Annotated in this window: 15 protein-coding genes; 8 read left to right on the forward strand and 7 right to left on the reverse strand. The window is 71.4% G+C overall.

What is annotated here, in order from left to right:
* Window positions 1-63 precede the first annotated feature (63 nt).
* Window positions 64-624 (forward strand): ArsR/SmtB family transcription factor, encoded by a 561-nt coding sequence (locus tag BLV96_RS39395; RefSeq protein WP_086684945.1) that lies wholly within the window; start codon window positions 64-66, stop codon window positions 622-624.
* Entirely contained in the window at window positions 621-1874 is a 1254-nt protein-coding gene (locus BLV96_RS39400) for an MFS transporter (protein WP_086684948.1), read from the forward strand. Before BLV96_RS39395 ends, BLV96_RS39400 begins: the two co-directional genes overlap by 4 nt.
* Here the strand turns inward: BLV96_RS39400 and moeA are convergent.
* Complete coding sequence (moeA, locus tag BLV96_RS39405; protein ID WP_091390225.1) at window positions 1828-3021, reverse strand: molybdopterin molybdotransferase MoeA; 1194 nt, start codon at window positions 3019-3021, stop codon at window positions 1828-1830. The two genes, BLV96_RS39400 and moeA, sit on opposite strands and share 47 nt — an antisense overlap.
* Before the next feature lie 73 nt (window positions 3022-3094).
* Between moeA and BLV96_RS39410 the strand changes: the two genes are divergently transcribed.
* The 5 genes from BLV96_RS39410 to groL all read left to right on the forward strand — a co-directional run bounded on the left by BLV96_RS39410 (window position 3095) and on the right by groL (window position 8106).
* Window positions 3095-3772: a TIGR00266 family protein gene (locus tag BLV96_RS39410; RefSeq protein ID WP_086678991.1), complete on the forward strand. Its 678-nt coding sequence runs from the start codon at window positions 3095-3097 to the stop codon at window positions 3770-3772.
* Entirely contained in the window at window positions 3772-4395 is a 624-nt protein-coding gene (locus BLV96_RS39415; protein WP_086678990.1) for an AIM24 family protein, read from the forward strand. The genes BLV96_RS39410 and BLV96_RS39415 overlap by 1 nt, the downstream gene beginning before the upstream one ends.
* A 112-nt stretch (window positions 4396-4507) precedes the next feature.
* On the forward strand, window positions 4508-4714 hold the full coding sequence (locus BLV96_RS39420; protein WP_086678989.1) for a cold-shock protein: 207 nt from the start codon (window positions 4508-4510) through the stop codon (window positions 4712-4714).
* A 66-nt stretch (window positions 4715-4780) separates the two neighbouring features.
* Window positions 4781-6247 carry a serine/threonine-protein kinase gene (locus tag BLV96_RS39425; protein WP_208608447.1) on the forward strand — a complete coding sequence of 489 codons (1467 nt, stop codon included), beginning with the start codon at window positions 4781-4783 and terminating at the stop codon, window positions 6245-6247.
* A 230-nt stretch (window positions 6248-6477) separates the two neighbouring features.
* Window positions 6478-8106, forward strand: a complete 1629-nt coding sequence (gene groL / locus BLV96_RS39430; protein WP_003085442.1) for a chaperonin GroEL — start codon at window positions 6478-6480, stop codon at window positions 8104-8106.
* A gap of 51 nt (window positions 8107-8157) precedes the next feature.
* On the opposite strand, the gene BLV96_RS39435 is transcribed toward groL, so the two are convergent.
* The 3 genes from BLV96_RS39435 to BLV96_RS39445 all read right to left on the reverse strand — a co-directional run bounded on the left by BLV96_RS39435 (window position 8158) and on the right by BLV96_RS39445 (window position 9887).
* Window positions 8158-8481: a hypothetical protein gene (locus tag BLV96_RS39435; protein ID WP_086678987.1), complete on the reverse strand. Its 324-nt coding sequence runs from the start codon at window positions 8479-8481 to the stop codon at window positions 8158-8160.
* Window positions 8482-8646: 165 nt separating this feature from the next.
* On the reverse strand, window positions 8647-8865 hold the full coding sequence (locus BLV96_RS39440) for a PspC domain-containing protein (protein WP_086678986.1): 219 nt from the start codon (window positions 8863-8865) through the stop codon (window positions 8647-8649).
* Window positions 8866-8957: 92 nt separating this feature from the next.
* The gene (locus BLV96_RS39445; protein ID WP_086678985.1) at window positions 8958-9887 is read right to left on the reverse strand and encodes an o-succinylbenzoate synthase; all 930 of its coding nucleotides are present in this window, start codon (window positions 9885-9887) and stop codon (window positions 8958-8960) included.
* 71 nt (window positions 9888-9958) lie between these two features.
* Between BLV96_RS39445 and BLV96_RS39450 the strand changes: the two genes are divergently transcribed.
* Window positions 9959-12748 carry an AfsR/SARP family transcriptional regulator gene (locus tag BLV96_RS39450; RefSeq protein ID WP_086678984.1) on the forward strand — a complete coding sequence of 930 codons (2790 nt, stop codon included), beginning with the start codon at window positions 9959-9961 and terminating at the stop codon, window positions 12746-12748.
* 96 nt (window positions 12749-12844) lie between these two features.
* On the opposite strand, the gene BLV96_RS39455 is transcribed toward BLV96_RS39450, so the two are convergent.
* From BLV96_RS39455 to BLV96_RS39470, 3 genes are all read right to left on the reverse strand, one after another.
* Window positions 12845-13690: a DUF72 domain-containing protein gene (locus BLV96_RS39455; protein ID WP_086678983.1), complete on the reverse strand. Its 846-nt coding sequence runs from the start codon at window positions 13688-13690 to the stop codon at window positions 12845-12847.
* 721 nt (window positions 13691-14411) lie between these two features.
* Entirely contained in the window at window positions 14412-15173 is a 762-nt protein-coding gene (locus BLV96_RS39465) for a DUF4253 domain-containing protein (RefSeq protein WP_086683411.1), read from the reverse strand.
* 167 nt (window positions 15174-15340) lie between these two features.
* Window positions 15341-17635 (reverse strand): Orn/Lys/Arg family decarboxylase, encoded by a 2295-nt coding sequence (locus BLV96_RS39470; protein ID WP_086683414.1) that lies wholly within the window; start codon window positions 17633-17635, stop codon window positions 15341-15343.
* Window positions 17636-17805 lie beyond the last annotated feature (170 nt).

The raw sequence follows: 17805 nt of genomic DNA on the forward strand, positions 1-17805 counted from the left end.
TTACGCGAGCGCTTGCACAAGAGCTATTGCACAAGAGTTGTTGTACAACTACTCTTGTGCGTCATGAGTGACGAGGTCCGGGACATCCGGGATTCGAAGGTGCTGGCGGCGGTTTCCCACCCGCTGCGGCGGCGGCTGATGGAACTGCTCCACCTGGACGGCCCGGCCACGGCGTCGATGCTGGCGGGCAAGACCGACCAGGCCGTCGGCAACATCAGCCACCACATGAAGGTGCTGGCCGCGGCCAAGCTGGTCGAGGAGGCTCCCGAACTGGCCCGCGACCAGCGGGAACGCTGGTGGAAGCGCAGCGTGAAGACCTTGCGGTGGGCCTCCGCGGACTTTCCCGACGACCCGATCGCCGAGGCGGCCGAGGTGCTGACCCTCGACCACCAGACGGCGATCGCGCGCGAGTGGATCGCGAACCGCGAAAACTACCCCCCGCAGTGGCGGGGCGTCGCGTTCAGCACGGACACCTGGATGCGCTTGTCCGCCGCCGAACTGGAAGAGCTGAACGAACGGGTCCTGCTCCTGCTGGCCGACTTCGAGAACCGCACCGAGCCCGGTGACGGCGTCGAGCGGCACGCGGTCTTCTTCGCCGCGCGGGCTTCGCTGGGCAAGCCGTGAAGGGGCTCTGGGGGAACAGGGACTTCCGGCTGCTCTGGACCGGCGAGACCACGAGCATGCTCGGCAGCATGGTCGCGACCACGGCGTTGCCGCTGGTCGCGGTGGTCACACTGCGGGCGAGCACGTTCGAGGTCGCGCTGCTGACGGCGGTCGCCTGGCTGCCCTGGCTCGTCGTCGGCCTGCCCGCCGGCGCGTGGGTCGACCGGCTGCCGAAGCGCCCGGTCATGCTGATCTGCAACACCGTGTCGATGGTGGTGTTCGGTGGCGTCCCGCTCGCGGCCGCGTTCGGGGCGCTGACCATGCCGCTGCTGCTGGCCGCCGCGCTGCTCGGCGGCGTCGCGAAGGTCTTCTTCACCCTCGCCTACCGGGCCTACCTGCCCGCGCTGCTCTGCCAGGACGACCTCCTGGAAGCCAACGCGAAGCTGCAGGGCAGCGAGTCCGCGACCCAGGTCGGCGGGCCCGGCCTGGCCGGGCTGCTCGCGCAGGCGTTCGGCCCGGTCAGCGGGATCCTCGCCGACGCGGTCAGCTTCGGCGTCTCCGTGCTGTGCGTGCGGGCGATCCGGGTGCGCGAGACCGTCGCGCCGGTGCCGCGGACGCCGTTGCGCAGCCAGATCGGCGAGGGCCTGCGGTTCGTCGTGGGCGACCGGTACCTGCGGTCGCTGATGGTGTTCGGCGCGGTGTCGAACCTCGCGCTGACCGGCTACAGCTCCATCCAGATCGTCTTCCTGTCGCGCACGCTCGGCGCGAGCCCCGGCGTCGTCGGCCTGGTGCTCGCGCTGGCCGCGACCGGTGGGGTCCTCGGCGCGGCGCTGGCCGGACGGCTCGGCGCGCGCTTCGGCACCGCCCGCGCGTTCCTGCTGTGCGAGGTCGCCGCGGCGCCGATGATGGTGCTCGGCCCGCTGAGCGGACCGGGCTGGCGGCTGTCGCTGTTCGTCCTCGGCGTGTTCGGCGTCTGCGCGGGGGTCGTCGCGTCGAACGTGCTGACCACGACGTTCCGGCAGAGCTACTGCCCACCGGAGCTGTTCAGCCGGATCACGTCGAGCGCGTCGCTCACCGCCTACGGCACGATCCCGCTGGCCGGGGTCCTCGGCGGCGTGCTCGGCGAGGCGATCGGCGTCCGCGAGACGCTGTGGGTGGCCTCCGTCGTGCTGGTCGCCGCGCTGCCGATCCTCGCGCCGTTCCGGAAGCTGCGCGACTTCCCGGTCACAGCAGCAGGACGTCCACCTCGTCGCCAACCGCTGCCGACGTGACGTCTTCGGGCAGCACGATCAGGCAGTTGGCCTGCGTGAACGCGGCCAGCAGGTGCGAGCCCGGCCCGCCGCGCGGCCCGACGACGCCGGTGACTTCCCGGTCGGACGGCGTGAACACGCCCCGGCGGTACTGACGGCGGCCGGCGGGCGAGGACATCGCTTCGGTCAGCCGGGCCCGCACGCGCTGCCGCGAAACGTCGGTGTGGCCCATGGCCGTCAGCAGCGCCGGGCGCAGGAACGCTTCGAACGACACGAGCACGCTGACGGGGTTGCCGGGCAGGGTCACGACCGGCACGCCCTGCCAGCGCCCGCAGCCCTGCGGCCCGCCCGGCTGCATCGCGATCTTCGCGAACTCGACCCCCTGGCCCGACAGCGCGTCCTTCACCACTTCATAGGCGCCTGCGCTGACGCCGCCGGAGGTGACCAGCAGGTCGGCGTCGGCGAGCTTCGGCTCGATGACCTTGCGGAACTCCTCGACGTCGTCGACGACGCTGCGGACCACCTCGACCTCGCAGCCGAGGCCGCGGACCGCGGCGGCGAGCATCACGCTGTTCGACTCGTAGATCTGGCCGTGCCGCAGCGGCGCGGGCGCGTCGATCAGCTCGGTGCCGGTGGAGGCGATCAGCACCCGCAGCGGCCGGTGCACCCGCACCTCGGCGAGCCCGACGGCGGCCGCCAGGCCGAGCTGGGAGTGGCCGAGGACGGTCCCGGCGTGCAGGGCGAGGGCGCCTTGGAGGACGTCTTCCCCGGAGCGCCGGATGTGCGCGCCTTCGGTGGCCGTGGTGGAGATCGTCACGGTCTCCGTGCCGCCGTCGGTGTCCTCGACCATCACGACGGCGTCCGCGCCGGGCGGGAGCGGCGCGCCGGTCATGATCCGGTGCGCGGTGCCGGGTTCGAGCGGCCGGACGTCGACCCGGCCCGCGGGGATGTCGTCGGCGACCGGCAGGGTCACCGGCGCCCGCACGACGTCGGCGGCGCGGACCGCGTAACCGTCCATCGCGGAGTTGTCGAAGGGCGGGAGGGACACGCCGGCCCGCACGTCCTCGGCGAGCACGAGGCCGGCCGCGGCGGCGAGGGGCAGGGCGGTCGCGGGGGAGGCGCCCAGGAGCGCGGCCACCTTGTCGCGGTAGTCGTCGACGGAGATCACCGGACCATCCTCCCCGGGATTCGGGGGCGTGCAAGACTCTGCCCCGTCGAGAGCACGCCACAGGGGAGCACGCATGCAGGTCGGAGTCCGTCAACAGCCCTCGTTCGCCGTCGCCCGGCTGATGCTGGCGCCCGGTGAGCCGTGCCAGGTCGAGTCCGGCGCCATGATGGCCACCAGCTACGGCGTGCAGGTCCAGTCGCAGGCCCAGGGCGGGATCATGAAGGGCCTCGGGCGCGCGTTCCTCTCCGGCGAGTCCTTCTTCATCTCCACCTTCACCGCGCCGCAGAACGGCGGCTGGGTCGACGTCGCGGCCAACCTGCCCGGCGACATCCAGGTGATCACCCTCGACGGCCGCACCGGCTGGGCCGTCACCCGCGGCTGCTGGCTCGCGTCGTCGCACGGCGTGCAGACGGAGACCAAGTGGGGCGGGATGAAGAACCTGATGGGCGGTGAAGGCGGGTTCCTGACCCACGCCACCGGCCAGGGCCAGCTGCTCGTCGCCTGCTACGGCGCCGTCGAGACGATCACGCTGCAGCAGGGCGAGATGGTGACCGTCGACACCGGGCACGTCGTCGCGTACGCCGACACCGTGCAGTACCAGATCCGGAAGGTCGCGACGGGCATCATCCAGTCCATGAAGAGCGGTGAAGGCCTCGTCTTCGACTTCGTCGGTCCCGGCCAGATCATGACGCAGACGCGCAACCCGTCCGCGCTGGTCAGCTGGATCGTCTCCCACGTCCCGTCCCGCTGATGCGCGTCCAGACCCGACACACGCCCGCCTTCGGCGTCGCCCGCGTCCTGCTCGACCCGGGCGAGTCGGTCCAGGCCGCGCCCGACACGCTGCTCGCCAGCCGCTTCGGCGTCACCGAGGCCCCGGCCGGCCGGGGCGGCGTCCGCGCGGGCAAGGTCGCGGCGACCGTCTACACCGCTCCCGCCGACGGCGGCTGGCTCGACTTCGCGCCGCTGCGCCCCGGTGACGTCTACCCGCTCGACCTCGGCGGCGGCACGGGCTGGTCGGTCCACCGCGACGCCGTGCTGGTCCGGCCGTCGTCGGTCCGCCACGACGCGGGCTGGGCGCCGCTGCAGCAGCTCTTCGGCGCCGACTCCGGGTTCCTCGAGCACTACAGCGGAACCGGGCCGCTCGTGCTGGCCGCGCCCGGCCCGGTGGACGCGTTCGAGCTCGGCCAGGGCGAGCTGGTCACCGTCCGGCCGGACTACCTGCTGGCCTACCCGGACAGCGTCCAGTGCCGCCTGCGGGCGCTCGATCCCGGCGGGTCGCAGTCGCTGCGCACGGGCGAAGGACTCGCGGTCGACTTCGCCGGGCCCGGGACGGTGCTCGTGCAAGCGCGGAACAGGCGCCTTTCTTCGGCGTGATCTTCAAACGAATTGCCCATTGCCGAGGGCAATAATTCCGGTAGCGTGATTGGCACTTCCGCCGCTGGCATCCGCTCGGGCCAGCGGATCCTTTGTGCTGAGGGAGGGCGCCGTGGCTGTCGGCACCGTCAAATGGTTCAACTCGGAAAAGGGCTACGGGTTCATCGAATCCACCGAAGGTCCGGACGTGTTCGTCCACTATTCGGCCATCCAGGCCGAAGGATTCCGCACTTTGGACGAAGGCGACCGCGTCGAGTTCGAAGTCCAGTCCGGGCGTGACGGCCGTAGTCAGGCAGCCGACGTGCGCAAGGTGTCGTAAGGACACTGATCACCCGATTGGCGAACCCCCGGCAGCCTGCGAACCTGGGACGTTAGGCTGCCGGGCGTGACAGGCGATGTGTCGGGGGACCTCACCGGTCGCCGGCTGGGCAACTACCGCATCGACGGGGTGCTCGGCAAAGGCGGCATGAGCGTGACCTACAAGGCCACGGACGTGCGTCTCGGCCGCAAGGTGGCGCTGAAGGTCATCGGTGACCACCTCGGGGCCGACGCCGAGTTCCGCGAGCGGTTCGTCGACGAGGCGCGCAACACGTCCGCGATCGACCACGCCAACGTCGTGCCGTTGTACGACTTCGGCGAGCTCGACGGCATGCTCTACATCGCCATGCGCATGGTCGACGGCGGCGATCTCGCCGGGTTGATCTCCGGCGGCCCGATCGCCCCGGCGCGCGCGTTGACGATGCTCGACCAGGTCGCGGACGCCCTCGACACGCTGCACAACCGTGGTCTGGTCCACTTGGACGTCAAACCGGCGAACGTGCTCGTGACGAAGAAGGAGACGTCGCGCGAGCACGTGTACGTCGCCGACTTCGGGCTGACGCGCCGCGGCGCGACGGGGCACCGCACGCGCGGCGGCGACTTCCTCGGCTCCCCGACGTACGCGGCGCCCGAGCACCTGCGCGGCGAGCCGCTGGACGGGCGGACCGACCAGTACGCGCTCACGTGCGTCCTCTTCGCGTGCCTGACGGGCAGCCCGCCGTTCAAGGGCGACGTCCCGACGGTGATCAAGGGCCACCTCAACGGCGACCCGCCGTCGATCTCCCGGATGGTCGCGCTGCCGCCGGCGATCGACGAGGTGGTCCGCCGCGGCATGGCCAAGAACCCCGCCGACCGCTACCCCAGCTGCGTCGAGATGATCGCGGCCGCCCGCCGCGCGCTCGGCGCCCAGGCGGCGTCGGACACCCCCCCGGGCCCGCCCGGGTCCAATTCGGGTGGAATCCCCGCGCCGCAGCGCCTTGGTCAGGTACAACAGGGGCCGCACCAGAACAGCGCACCGCAGGGAGAGGGGGCCCCCGTGCACCCGTACGGAGGACAGCAGCAGCCCGGCTACGGCCAGCAGCCCGGGCCGCAGGGGCCGCCCCCGGGGATGCCGCCCCAGGGCCCGCCGCCGGGGTACGGCTACCCGCAGCAGCAGGGCATGCCGCCGCAGGGCCCGCCTCCCGGTTACGGCTACCCGCAGCAGCCGGGGATGCCGCCGCAGGGCATGCCCCCGCAGGGCTACGGCCAGGACCCGATGCGGCTGCGTCCCCCGATGCCCGCGGGCGGCGCGGGCGCGTTCCACCAGCCGAAGAGCAGCGGCGGCAAGAAGTGGATCTTCCTCGTCCTCGGGCTGATCGTCGTGGCGGGGCTGATCGTGGGCGCGATCTTCCTGTTCAGCGACGGTGGCGGCGGGGGCGGCGGCACGACGACCGCGCCGAACATCCCGGTCGGTCCCGGCGGCGACTCGCAGGGCAACCCGACCTCGTCGCTGAACGCGCCCCCGACGTCGATCTCCATCAAGCCGGGCAACTGAACCGTGCCACGCTGAGCTGGTCTTCTTGCACTCTCCACCCGAGAGTGCTAAACACGGTGTTGGCACTCGACGCCGTCGAGTGCCAAAGGTCGGGACGGTGAGGCTGACCCCCACCCGGGTCCAGTCGTCCGTCGCGGGCACCGAGCCTGGCCGAGGAAAGAGTCCTGCTGCCGCCGCTGCAAAGCAGTACAGCGCGGCGGTGGCGCCCAATACCGGAGGACCACACCGCAATGGCCAAACTGATCGCGTTCGACGAGGACGCCCGCCGCGGTCTCGAGCGCGGCTTGAACACCCTCGCCGAAGCCGTCAAGGTGACCCTCGGCCCGCGGGGCCGGAACGTCGTGCTCGAAAAGAAGTGGGGCGCGCCGACCATCACCAACGACGGTGTCTCCATCGCCAAGGAGATCGAGCTCGAGGACCCGTGGGAGAAGATCGGGGCCGAGCTCGTCAAGGAGGTCGCCAAGAAGACCGACGACGTCGCGGGTGACGGCACCACCACCGCCACCGTGCTCGCCCAGGCCCTCGTCCGCGAGGGGCTGCGCAACGTCGCCGCCGGCGCCGACCCCATCTCCCTCAAGCGTGGCATCGAGGCGGCCGTCGAGGCCGTCACCGAGCAGCTGCACAAGGCCGCCGTCCAGATCGAGACCAAGGAGCAGATCGCTGCTACCGCCTCGATCTCGGCCGCTGACCGCACCATCGGCGAGCTGATCGCCGAGGCGCTGGACAAGGTCGGCAAGGAAGGCGTCGTCACCGTCGAGGAGAGCAACACCTTCGGCCTCGAGCTCGAGCTCACCGAGGGCATGCGCTTCGACAAGGGCTACATCTCCGGTTACTTCGTGACCGACCCGGAGCGTCAGGAAGCCGAGCTCGAGGACCCGTACATCCTCCTCTTCGGCTCCAAGATCTCCACCGTCAAGGACGTCCTGCCGCTGCTGGAGAAGGTCATCCAGTCCGGCAAGCCGCTGCTGATCATCGCCGAGGACGTCGAGGGCGAGGCCCTGGCCACCCTCATCGTCAACAAGATGCGCGGCACCTTCAAGTCCGTCGCCGTCAAGGCCCCGGGCTTCGGTGACCGCCGCAAGGCGATCCTGCAGGACATCGCGATCCTGACCGGTGGCCAGGTCATCTCCGAGGACGTCGGCCTCAAGCTGGAGAACGCGGACCTGTCCCTGCTGGGCAAGGCCCGCAAGGCCGTCATCACCAAGGACGAGACGACCATCGTCGAGGGTGCGGGCGACGCCGACCAGATCCAGGGTCGCGTCAACCAGATCCGCGCCGAGATCGACAACTCGGACTCGGACTACGACCGCGAGAAGCTGCAGGAGCGGCTCGCGAAGCTGGCCGGCGGAGTGGCCGTCATCAAGGCCGGCGCCGCGACCGAGGTCGAGCTCAAGGAGCGCAAGCACCGCATCGAGGACGCGGTGCGCAACGCCAAGGCCGCCGTCGAAGAGGGCATCGTCGCCGGTGGTGGCGTCGCTCTCATCCAGGCTGCCGAGGCTGCCTTCGCGGGCCTGAAGCTCGAGGGCGACGAGGCCACTGGCGCCAACATCGTCAAGGTGGCCGTCGAGGCCCCGCTCAAGCAGATCGCGATCAACGCCGGCCTCGAAGGCGGCGTCGTGGTGGAGAAGGTCAAGGGCCTGCCGCAGGGTCACGGCCTCAACGCCGCCACGGGTGTCTACGAGGACCTGCTCGCCGCCGGCGTGCCGGACCCGACGAAGGTCACCCGCTCCGCGCTGCAGAACGCCGCGTCCATCGCGGCGCTGTTCCTGACCACCGAGGCCGTCGTGGCGGACAAGCCGGAGAAGGCTTCGGCCGCTCCCGCCGACCCGTCCGGTGGCATGGGCGGCATGGACTTCTGAGTTCGCTGCTTCACCGGGAAGCCCGGTCCGCTTCGGCGGGCCGGGCTTTTCTTATGGCTTGGTGAAGAACCAGACGGCGTAGGCGCCGAGGATGACGACGCCGAGCGCGAGCACGCCGAGGCCCCCGAGCCAGGCGGTGCTCGCTTCTTCCGCTTCGAGCGCGACGACGATGGCGCCGATCCCGGTGAGCAGGATCCAGATCGCGAGCGCGGCGGCGGTGTAGAGGACGGTCTTGGTGACGCTGGTGCTGCCGGTGTCGTTGAAGGCGAGCACGAAGAAGGCGGAGAAGGCGGTCAGCCCCAGTCCGGCGATCAGGTAGAGCCCACCCAGAATCCCGACGACGATCTTCGCCGCCGTTCTGCTGCCTTGATCCACGACCGCGAACCCTAACCCCTCGTGCGGGGTTCGCGTCGGGCTTTTGGGCTGGTCGGAGCAGCGGGGTACGCCGAACGGCCCGGACGTCCCCTTGGCGTCCGGGCCGTTCGTGTCAGCGCACCCCCGCGGGCACCGGCTCCCCCTGCGAGCCGGCGCCCGCCCGCGTCAGGAGTCCTCTTCGGGCGTCAGGATCGCGGCGGCGACGTAGACCGGGATCGCGATGCCGACCGAGAGGAAGACGGCGGCGACCATGCCGATGCGGAGCACGCCGGCGTCGACGCCGAGGTAGGTGGCCCAGCCACCGCAGACACCGGTGAGCATCTTGTCGCTCTTGCTGCGGCGGAGCTTCTTGGTGGTTTCCGGGGTGTACACGCTGTTCGTCATGCAGCAATGTTCGCTCGCCGGGGCCCCGGCCCACATCGGGAACGGCCCGGACCCCGACCCTGAACTTGACCTCGGGGACGCACCCCGAGGACTCACGACAACCCGCGCACCCGCTCGAGCCGGGCTTCCCACGCCGCCTGCACCTCGGGGGACGCCGGGTACGCGTCCGCCGGTTCCGGGGCCCGCGGTGGCACCGGCAGGTATCCGTCCACAGGGGACAGTGGTGACGCGCAGACGTCCCCCTCCAGCAACGAAATCGTCCCCAGTCCACACGCGAACTCCAACGACGGCAGCGCGCCCGCCAGCGCCAGCCCCGCCGCCAAACCCACACTCGTCTCCACCGCCGACGACACCACGCACGGCAGCCCGCACGCCTCCGCGACCTCCAGCGCCCGCCGCACGCCGCCCAGCGGGGACACCTTCAGCACCGCGATGTCCGCCGCTCCCGCGACCGCCACCTTGAGCGGGTCCTCCGCGCGGCGGATCGACTCGTCGGCCGCGATGCGGACCGATACCCGGCGGCGGACGGCCGCCAGGTCCTCGATCGTCGGGCACGGCTGCTCCGCGTACTCCAGTCCGCCCGCCGCCTTGTCGAGGTCGGTGATCGCGCGGACCGCCGTGTCGACGTCCCACGCCGTGTTCGCGTCGATGCGGACCGCGCCCGACGGGCCGAGCGCGTCGCGGACCGCCGCCACCCGGTCGCAGTCGTCGGCCAGGGACGACCGCGGGTCCGCGACCTTCACCTTGGCCGTTCGGCAGCCGGACGCGCGGACCAGTTCGTACGCCTTCTCCGCGCCGACGACCGGCACCGTCGTGTTCACCTCGACCCGGTCGCGGACCGGCGCCGGCCAGCCCGACTCGCTCGCTTCCAGCGCCGCGTGCAGCCACGGCACGCTCTCGGCGTCCGAATAGTCGGCGAACGGGCAGAACTCGCCCCAGCCCGCCGGGCCGGGCAGCAGCACGCCTTCCCGGACGGTGATGCCGCGGAAACGGTTGCGCAGGGGGATCGCGTAGACCTTCATCACCGCCGATCATGCCATCCGAGTTGCGCCGAACGGCTGCCGAACAGCGCGGTTGCGGCGAGAATGTTCCCGTGGTCCTCGACTTCCGCGTGCTGGGTCCGGCCGAGGTCACGGCCGACGGGCACCCGGTGCGGCTCGGGGGCAGCCGGCCGCTGATCGTGCTGGCCGGGCTTTTGCTGCGCGCGAACCGGGTCGTGCCGGTCGAGGAGCTCGGCCGCTGGCTCTGGAACGACGACCGCCGCCGCTCGAAAGGCGCGCTCCAGACGTACGTGCTGCGCCTGCGCCGGGCGCTGGGCGACCAGGTCGCGATCCGCACCGAGAGCGGCGGCTACCTGATCGAGCTCGACGACGACCTCCTCGACCTCTCCCGGTTCCGTGCCCTCGCCACCCGGGGCAAGGCCGCGATGGACCGCGGCGAAAGCCGTCAGGCGGCCGCGCACTTCGCCGACGCGCTCGCGCAGTGGCGCGGCCCGGCGCTGCTGAACGTCGAGTCGGACGCGCTGCACCGCGACGAGGTCGGCCAGCTCGCCGAAGAACGCCTGCGCGTGCGCGAACAGTGGGCCGACGCCCTGCTCGACGTCGGCGAGTACGGCACGGTCGTGCCCGAACTGACCCGGCTGACCAGGGAAAACCCGCTGCGGGAGCGGCTGCACGAGCAGCTGATGGTCGCGCTGTACCGCTCGGGCCGCCAGGCCGAGGCGCTCGACGTCCACCGCCGGATCAGCGCCGTGCTGGCCGAAGAGCTCGGGCTCGACCCGGGGCCCGCGCTGCAGCGCACCCGCCAGGCGATCCTGACCGGGACCGACGACGGGCACACCGCCCCGGGGCGCTACCGGCTGGGCGCCGAGCCGCAGGTGCCGCACCAGCTGCCCGCCGACCTGCCGACGTTCTCCGGCCGCGAGGGCGACCTCAAGGCGTTGCACGCGCTGCTGCCGGAGGGGGCCGACGCCGACACGTCGACGCCCATCGCGTCCGTCGAAGGCATGGGCGGCATCGGCAAGACGACCCTGGCCGTGCACTTCGCGCACGACATCGCCGACCGGTTCCCCGGCGGGCAGGTCCACCTCAACCTGCGCGGCTACGGGCCCGGCGAGCCGGTGGAGCCGTCGGCGGCGCTGGAAGCGATGCTGACCGCGCTCGGCGTGCCGTGCGAGGCCATCCCCGCCGACCTCGACGGCCGCGCGGCGAGCTGGCGGACGCACAGCGCGGGGCGCCGGCTGCTCGTCCTGCTCGACAACGCCAACCGCACCGAGCAGGTGCGCCCGCTGCTGCCGGGGCCGGGCTGCCTGGTCGTCATCACGAGCCGCTGGCAGCTGCGCGGGCTGGTCGCGACGCACGGCGCGCGGCGGCTCGCCCTGGAAGAGCTGGGCGAAGAGGACGCCGTCGAGCTGCTCGCGTCCACGATCGGCCACGACCGCGTCGCGCGCGATCCCGCCGCGACCGAGCGGCTGGTGCGCTACTGCGGCGGGCTGCCGCTGGCGATCCGGATCCTCGCCGTGCGGGCGGCGCAGTTCCCCGACCTGGCGCTCGACGAGTTCGTCGACTCGTTGGCGGCCGACCTGCTCGGCTCGTTCGACCTGGCCGACGGCGAAGGCACCAACATCCGGTCGGTGTTTTCGTACTCCTACCAGGCGCTGGAGCCGTCGACGGCCCGGTTGCTGCGGCTGCTCGGGCTGCCGACCGGTGTCGACTTCACCGCGCCGGCGGCGGCCGCGGTCGCCGGTCTGGACCCCGGGGCGACCCGGCCGATGCTGGACACGCTGGCCGCCGCGCACCTGCTCGCCCAGCCCCGGCCCGGGCGCTACCAGTTCCACGACCTCATCCGCGCGTACGCGGGCGAAGTCGCTTCGCAGGTCGACACGGCGTCGCAGCGTGACGCGGCGTTGGACCGGCTGCTGGACTGGTACCTGGCGTCGGCGCTGTGCGCGTCGCGGTGGATGCGGCCCGAGCGCTACTACCGGCTGCTGGAGCTGGACGACCTCGCCGGCGGCCTGTCCTTCGCCGGATACCACGACGCCTTGAACTGGTTCGGCGAAGAGGCGGGCAACCTGATCGCCGCGGTGCACCTGGCGCGGCGCCGGCGGCCCGACGTCTGCTGGAAGCTCGCGTGGCTGCTGCAAAGTTACTTCGCGACGCGCTCGCGGCTCGACGACTGGCGTTCGGTGTTCGTGGTGGCGCTCGAAGCCGCGCGGGCGAGCGGCCACCGGCCGGGGGAGGCGGGCATCCTGAGCGGGCTCGGCGTCGTCAACGGCGTCGCGCGCGAGTACGACGAGGCGCGCCGCTACCTGGAGCAGGTCCTCGCGATCCAGCGCGAGCTCGGCGCGCGGGAGGGCGAGGCGCGGGCGCAGTACAACCTGGCGCTGGCGGCGCACAACCTCGACGACTACGCCTGGGCGTACGAACACGGGATGCAGGCGCTGGAGATCGTCCGGTCGCTGGGGATGGGGGCGTTCGAAGCGAGCGTGCTGCGGGCGCTCGGCGACATCTGCACGTCGATGGGCGACCACGATCAGGCGTTGCGGCTGGCCGACGCCGCGCTGGCCGTGCTGGGGCCGGACGGCGAGCCGGTGGACACGCGGTTCACCCTGCACACGAGGGGGCTGGCGCTGGTCGGGTTGGGCCGGGTCGCCGAGGGGATCGCGGGCATCCGGGAGTCGGTCTCGATGTTCTTCGAGATGGGCGAGCAGTACGAGGCGGCGGACGTGCTGGCCCAGCTGGGGACGATCCACCTGCGCTACGGCGACCGGGGGCCGGCCAGGGAGTGCTGGGTCCGGTCGGTGCGGTTGCTGACCGAGCTGGGACATCCCGACGCCGATGACGTGCGCGCGAAGCTGGCGGCGTTGGTGGCCGCGGGGGGTTGAGGGCTGGGCGGACCGTCCGCGTGCCGACCCCCAGCGACAGCACGCGAGCCGGTCCGGCCCGCGTGTCCACTCAAGCCGATCGCGCTCACTGTCCACTCACTGTCTCGTCTTCGGGGCGACGCCGAGCAGGTCCGCCAGGGCCTCGGCGTTGCGGGGAGCCTCGACTTTGACGTCGTTGTCGAAGTAGACGTGGACGTCACGCTTCCCGCCGTCGTGCCAGGTCCGGATCCGGTCGGCCCAGGTGCGCAGTGCCTTGTCGGAGTAACCGCTTACGTACAGCTCCTCGTCGCCGTGGAGGCGGACGTACGCGAAGTCGGCCGTCTGGTCCTCCAGGAATGGCCACTTGCCGGCCGTGTCGGCGGTGACCAGGGCGATCCCGTGTTCTCGGAGCAGGGCTTTGGCTGCTGGGTCGGCGAAGCTGGGGTGGCGGACTTCCAGGGCGTGCTTCAGGGGTTTTCGCGGGCCGGGTTCGAGGTGCGGGGTGCCTTTGAGCTTGTCGTCGTGCTTCGTCGCCAGCTGGGCCGCTTCTGTTGTCGTGCGGGGTAGGAGGGTGAAGAAGTTCGTCAGGCGGTCGGGGTCGAAGGTCAGTCTCGGGGGTAGTTGCCAGAGGAACGGGCCCAGTTTTGCGCCCAGGGCGAGGACTCCGGAGGCGTAGAAGTTGGCCAATGCGGTTTCTACGTCTCTTAGTTGCTTCATGTGGGTGATGAAGCGGCCGCCCTTGACCGCGAAGAGGAAGTTCTCCGGGGTCTCTTCGAACCAGGCTCGGTAGCGCTCCGGGCGTTGCAGGGAGTAGAACGAGCCGTTGATCTCTACGGCGTTCATCCTGCGCGACAGGTGTTCCAGTTCGCGGCGCTGGGGCAGGCCTGGTGGGTAGAACACTCCGCGCCATGGGGGGTAGCGCCAGCCCGAGGTGCCGATCCGGATCTCGGCGATTGCTCTCACCGCCTTTCCGCGGTGGGTGATTCCCGGTGTCGGGTGGGGCCAAACTCGGTTTGGGTGGGACTTGTGGGCTGGGGGTTGGGACGGGTGGCCTGATCTTGGGGACGGGCGTCTCAGGGGGCCCTTGTGGTGTTTGGTCATGGTTGTTGGTCCCGTTTCGAAGACTGTCCTCGCCGGACGGGCAGGCTCTGGGATGACCTTGGGTTTTGCTTTCGTCTCGCCTTGGTCTGTGGTCGCTGGGTGGTCATCCCGTCGCCTGAACGAGGCCTAGCACTTTGAGCCAGGCCCGCAAGGTTGCGTTGTTCTCTCGCCTTGGGCTGTGGGTTGCGGGCCTTGCTCAAAGTGCTTTTACGGCCTCAGGCGACGGGATGACCACCCAGCTCTCTTGGGGTCGCCTCGCCTTCGGCATCGGCGTGGGCCGGTGCCTCCGGCACCTCGCTCCTGGCCGGGTGCCACCGGCGCCCCGCCGGCGCCTCCGGCACCCGGCTCCTGGGCCGGCGCCTCCGGCACCCGGCTCCTGGGCCGGCGCCTCCGGCACCCCGGCTCCGGCCCGGCCGCCGGCCTCGGCCCGGCTCGCTCCGGCACCCCGCCCGGCGCCTCCGGCACCCCGGCGCCTCCGGCACCCCGGCGCCTCCGGCACCCCGGCTCCGGCCCCGCCGCCAGCCTCGGCCCGGCTCGCTCCGGCTCCACGGCCCGGCCTCAGCCGCCAGCCCGGTCCCACCGTCTACGCCCAGGAAAACCTCCACAGCCTCGACTGCACCAACCCCGATGCGTACTCCCGCAAATTCCCCGGCTGGCCCGCGAACGTCGGCAAGCTGAACGCCCGGTGCTCCGCCGCCACCGTCAATGCCCGTGCCTGGTTCCTCGGCGGTGCCGCCACCGATAGCTCTATCGAATCGAACCCCAGTACCACCAACGTTGCCCCGAAGCGGTCCTCCCAGCTCCTCAACACCGCCGACAGCTCTGCCACCTGGTCCGTGCACTTGATCATCCCCGTCCAGCCCAGCAGGGCCGGGATGTCCGCCGGGCGCTCCGTCTGGACCAGCCCCAGCCGGTGCGGGGCACGGTTCGCCAAGATCGATCCCGTGTTGCCCGCCTCCGCCAGCGGGTCCGACTTGCGCGCGCTCTTCTTGGCCAGTCCCGGGAAGCGCGCTCCGAAGGGGCGGAGGCATGCTCCGTCGCAGCATGACCCGTCCCACCAGCGGTCCAGGGCTCCCGCCGGGTCCGCCGTCGCCACCCGGTGGCCCGCGGGCGCCAGGCGGCCCCGGTCGTCGATCCAGTCCTCTCCGTTCGCCGCGAACCGCTGGTCGTGGGGGATCAGCACCGGCCACAGACCGGAGCGGTCGAACTCCGCCACGCAGCCCAGGTACCGCTCGGGCCGGGTCAGCGGCAGGTCGGACACCCACAGCCGGCCGTGCCACGCGCCCGGTGGCAGGGTCTGGACCGGCGGTGCTGGCGTACCGGGGCGGAGCGGTGCGATCGTCATGGACGTCCCCTCGAACTTGTGTTCGGCTACTGCACCTCGAACAGTAGTTCGAACGTCCGACAATTTCCAGCGTACCGCCCGCTCATCCGTTCGAGTGAATCACAAAAACTGCAGGTCAGGGCGTTGAGCGGGGGCAAAGTTGCGGAAGTTGCTCCTGTGACGATTCGCTAGGCCGAAGGAGTGCGCAGGCAGGTGATCCAGTAATCGCCCGCCGTGTCGCGCGTGACGCCGTGGGTCTCGCTGGGGAACCCCGGGAAGTGGCGGTCGAAGTCCTCGAGCGCGCGCAGGTAGCGCAGGGTCGGCTCGTCGTGGCCGCCCGCGTTCTCGCCCGGCATCAGCACCGGGATGCCCGGCGGGGTCGTCACGACCTGGGTCGCGACCGTGCGGCCGGCGAGCTCGGCGAGGCGGACCGGCTCGGTGCCGCCGCGCAGCAGCCGCTGGTAGGTGTGGGCCGGGGTCAGCTCGGGGCGGGGCGGGTGCGTGAACGCCGCGTCGAGGAGCGGGATCAGGTCGCTCCGGCGCAGGTGAGCGTGCATCTGGTCGCACAGGTCCCGCAGCGTGAGGCCGGCGTAGCGGTCGGGGTACGCCTCGACCAGCGCCGGCAGGACCTCGGCGAGCCGCGCGCCGGTGTCGTAGAGCGTCTTGAAGTCGAGGAGCCCGTCGATCAGCGTGCCCCACTTGCCCTTCGTGATGCCCATCGAGAAGAGGATCAGGCAGGTGTACGCGTCGGTCTTCTCGACGACGATGCGCCGCGTCTCGAGGTAAGCCGTGAGGATGCGCGCCGGGATGCCCTGCTCCGCCGCGGTGCCGCGGGCGTCGGTGCCCGGGCACGTCACGCTCACCTTGACCGGGTCGAGCAGGCAGTAGCCCTCCTCCAGGCCGGGGAAGCCGTGCCAGTCCGCGCCGGGTTCGAGGGTCCAACACGACGGTTCGCGGCGCAGCAGGTCCAGCGGGGCGTCCGCGAACGGGTAGCGCTGCCCGGTCTCCGGGTCGCCGACCTCGTCCGGCTGCCAGGTGCCGAAGAACCAGGCGGGCCGGTCGCCCGCGGCGGCGATGCGGCGGCCGATGCGGGCCACCGCCTGGCGGAACCGGATGGCCTCGGTGACGGCCTCGTCGACCAGCCACCGGCCGCCCGGGCCGTCCATCATGCCGGCGGCGACGTCGAGCCCGGCGATCATCGGGTACAGCGGAGACGTCGTCGCGTGCATCATGAACGTCTCGTTGAACTGCCGGTGTTCGACAGGTGAGCGCGGCGAGTTCTTCACGTGCAGCATCGCGCTCTGCGACATCGCGGCGAGCAGCTTGTGCGTCGACTGCGTGCTGAACACCGTGGGCCGGACCGTGTCGGGCACCGCTTCGGCGTCGACGGACATCCCGTAGCGCCGGGCGTAGAGCGGGTGGAAGCGGGCGTAGGCGAACCACGCCTCGTCCAGGTGCAGCCGCGGCACGGTGGCCCCGAGCAGCCCGGCGACGCGCACGGCGTCGTAGCAGAGGCCGTCGTAGGTCGAGTTGGTGATCACCGCGTACACCGGGTCCGGCGCGGCGGCGTCCGCCGCGAGCGGGCTCGCCGGCGCCAGCCCGGCGACGGCTTCGGGCGTGAGTGCGGCGGGCGGGATCGGGCCCATCAGGCCGTAGCCGTTGCGCGTGGGCACCAGGTAGACCGGACGGCCGCCGGTCAGCGTCAGGCCGTGGTAGATCGCCTTGTGGCAGTTGCGGTCCACGAGCACCAGCTCGTCGGTGGCGATGCTCGCGTGCAGGGCGATGCGGTCACCCGTGGAATCGCCGTGCAGCACGAAGTACGTCAGGTCGGCACCGAAAATTCGGGCGGCGTTGCGCTCGGCGTCGCCGATCGGGCCGGTGTGCTCGAACAACGAGCCGAGTTCCGCCACGGAAATGGACAGGTCGGTGCGGAACAACCGTTCCCCGTAGTAGTCGAACAACGCCCGGCCGACCGGTGACTTCAGAAAGGCGACGCCGCCGGCGTGGGCGGGGGTGTGCCACGAGTATTCGTGGGTGTCGTCGAACCGGCGCAGTTCCCGGAAGAACGGCGGCAGGATTTCGTCCCGGTAGCGCCGCGCCGCCACGCCGATCCGCCCGGCGATGAATCCCGGCGTGTCCTCCAGCAGCCACACGTACCCGCAGATCACTTCGGACACCCAGAGCGGCAGGTCGTCCACGGCCGTCGAGGAGGTCACGAGGAACACCGGGAGCTTGGTGAACCGGCCGACCAGTGCCTTCAGCACGGCTTCGGCGGCGTCACCGTCGCCGTCGTTCCAGCTGACCAGCGCGGCGGTGAGGTCCGCGCGGCTCTGCACGAGGGCGAGCGCGTCGTCGTCGGTGCCGGCGCGCACGACGTCGTGGCCGTCGCCTGCGAGGTGCTCGCAGATCCGCTTCAGCTGGTCATCGAGCACCGAACCCGGCGCGATGTCGTTGAGCGCCAGCAGAATCGCCGAATCGGCCACGGTGGATTTCCCTTCTCCGAACTGAGCTCATCAGGTATAGCCGCGTTCGGCCGGGTCGTCGATCGACCGAACGCTCGACGAGCAACTCCTCGTTCGAGGGAGGAAAAGGTGGAAAAGTGCCTCTGGGTAGCCGGTTTTTGCACGGTCGAGTGGTTCTGTCCGCACGCTAC

The organism is Amycolatopsis pretoriensis (assembly GCF_900107925.1).
Taxonomy (GTDB): domain Bacteria; phylum Actinomycetota; class Actinomycetes; order Mycobacteriales; family Pseudonocardiaceae; genus Amycolatopsis; species Amycolatopsis pretoriensis.

Coding starts and splice junctions, on each gene's coding strand:
- BLV96_RS39395 (WP_086684945.1), top strand. CDS start 64: ATGAGTGACGAGGTCCGGGACATCCGGGATTCGAAGGTGCTGGCGGCG.
- BLV96_RS39410 (WP_086678991.1), top strand. CDS start 3,095: ATGCAGGTCGGAGTCCGTCAACAGCCCTCGTTCGCCGTCGCCCGGCTG.
- BLV96_RS39415 (WP_086678990.1), top strand. CDS start 3,772: ATGCGCGTCCAGACCCGACACACGCCCGCCTTCGGCGTCGCCCGCGTC.
- groL (WP_003085442.1), top strand. CDS start 6,478: ATGGCCAAACTGATCGCGTTCGACGAGGACGCCCGCCGCGGTCTCGAG.
- BLV96_RS39440 (WP_086678986.1), bottom strand. CDS start 8,865: ATGACGAACAGCGTGTACACCCCGGAAACCACCAAGAAGCTCCGCCGC.
- BLV96_RS39445 (WP_086678985.1), bottom strand. CDS start 9,887: ATGAAGGTCTACGCGATCCCCCTGCGCAACCGTTTCCGCGGCATCACC.
- BLV96_RS39465 (WP_086683411.1), bottom strand. CDS start 15,173: ATGACGATCGCACCGCTCCGCCCCGGTACGCCAGCACCGCCGGTCCAG.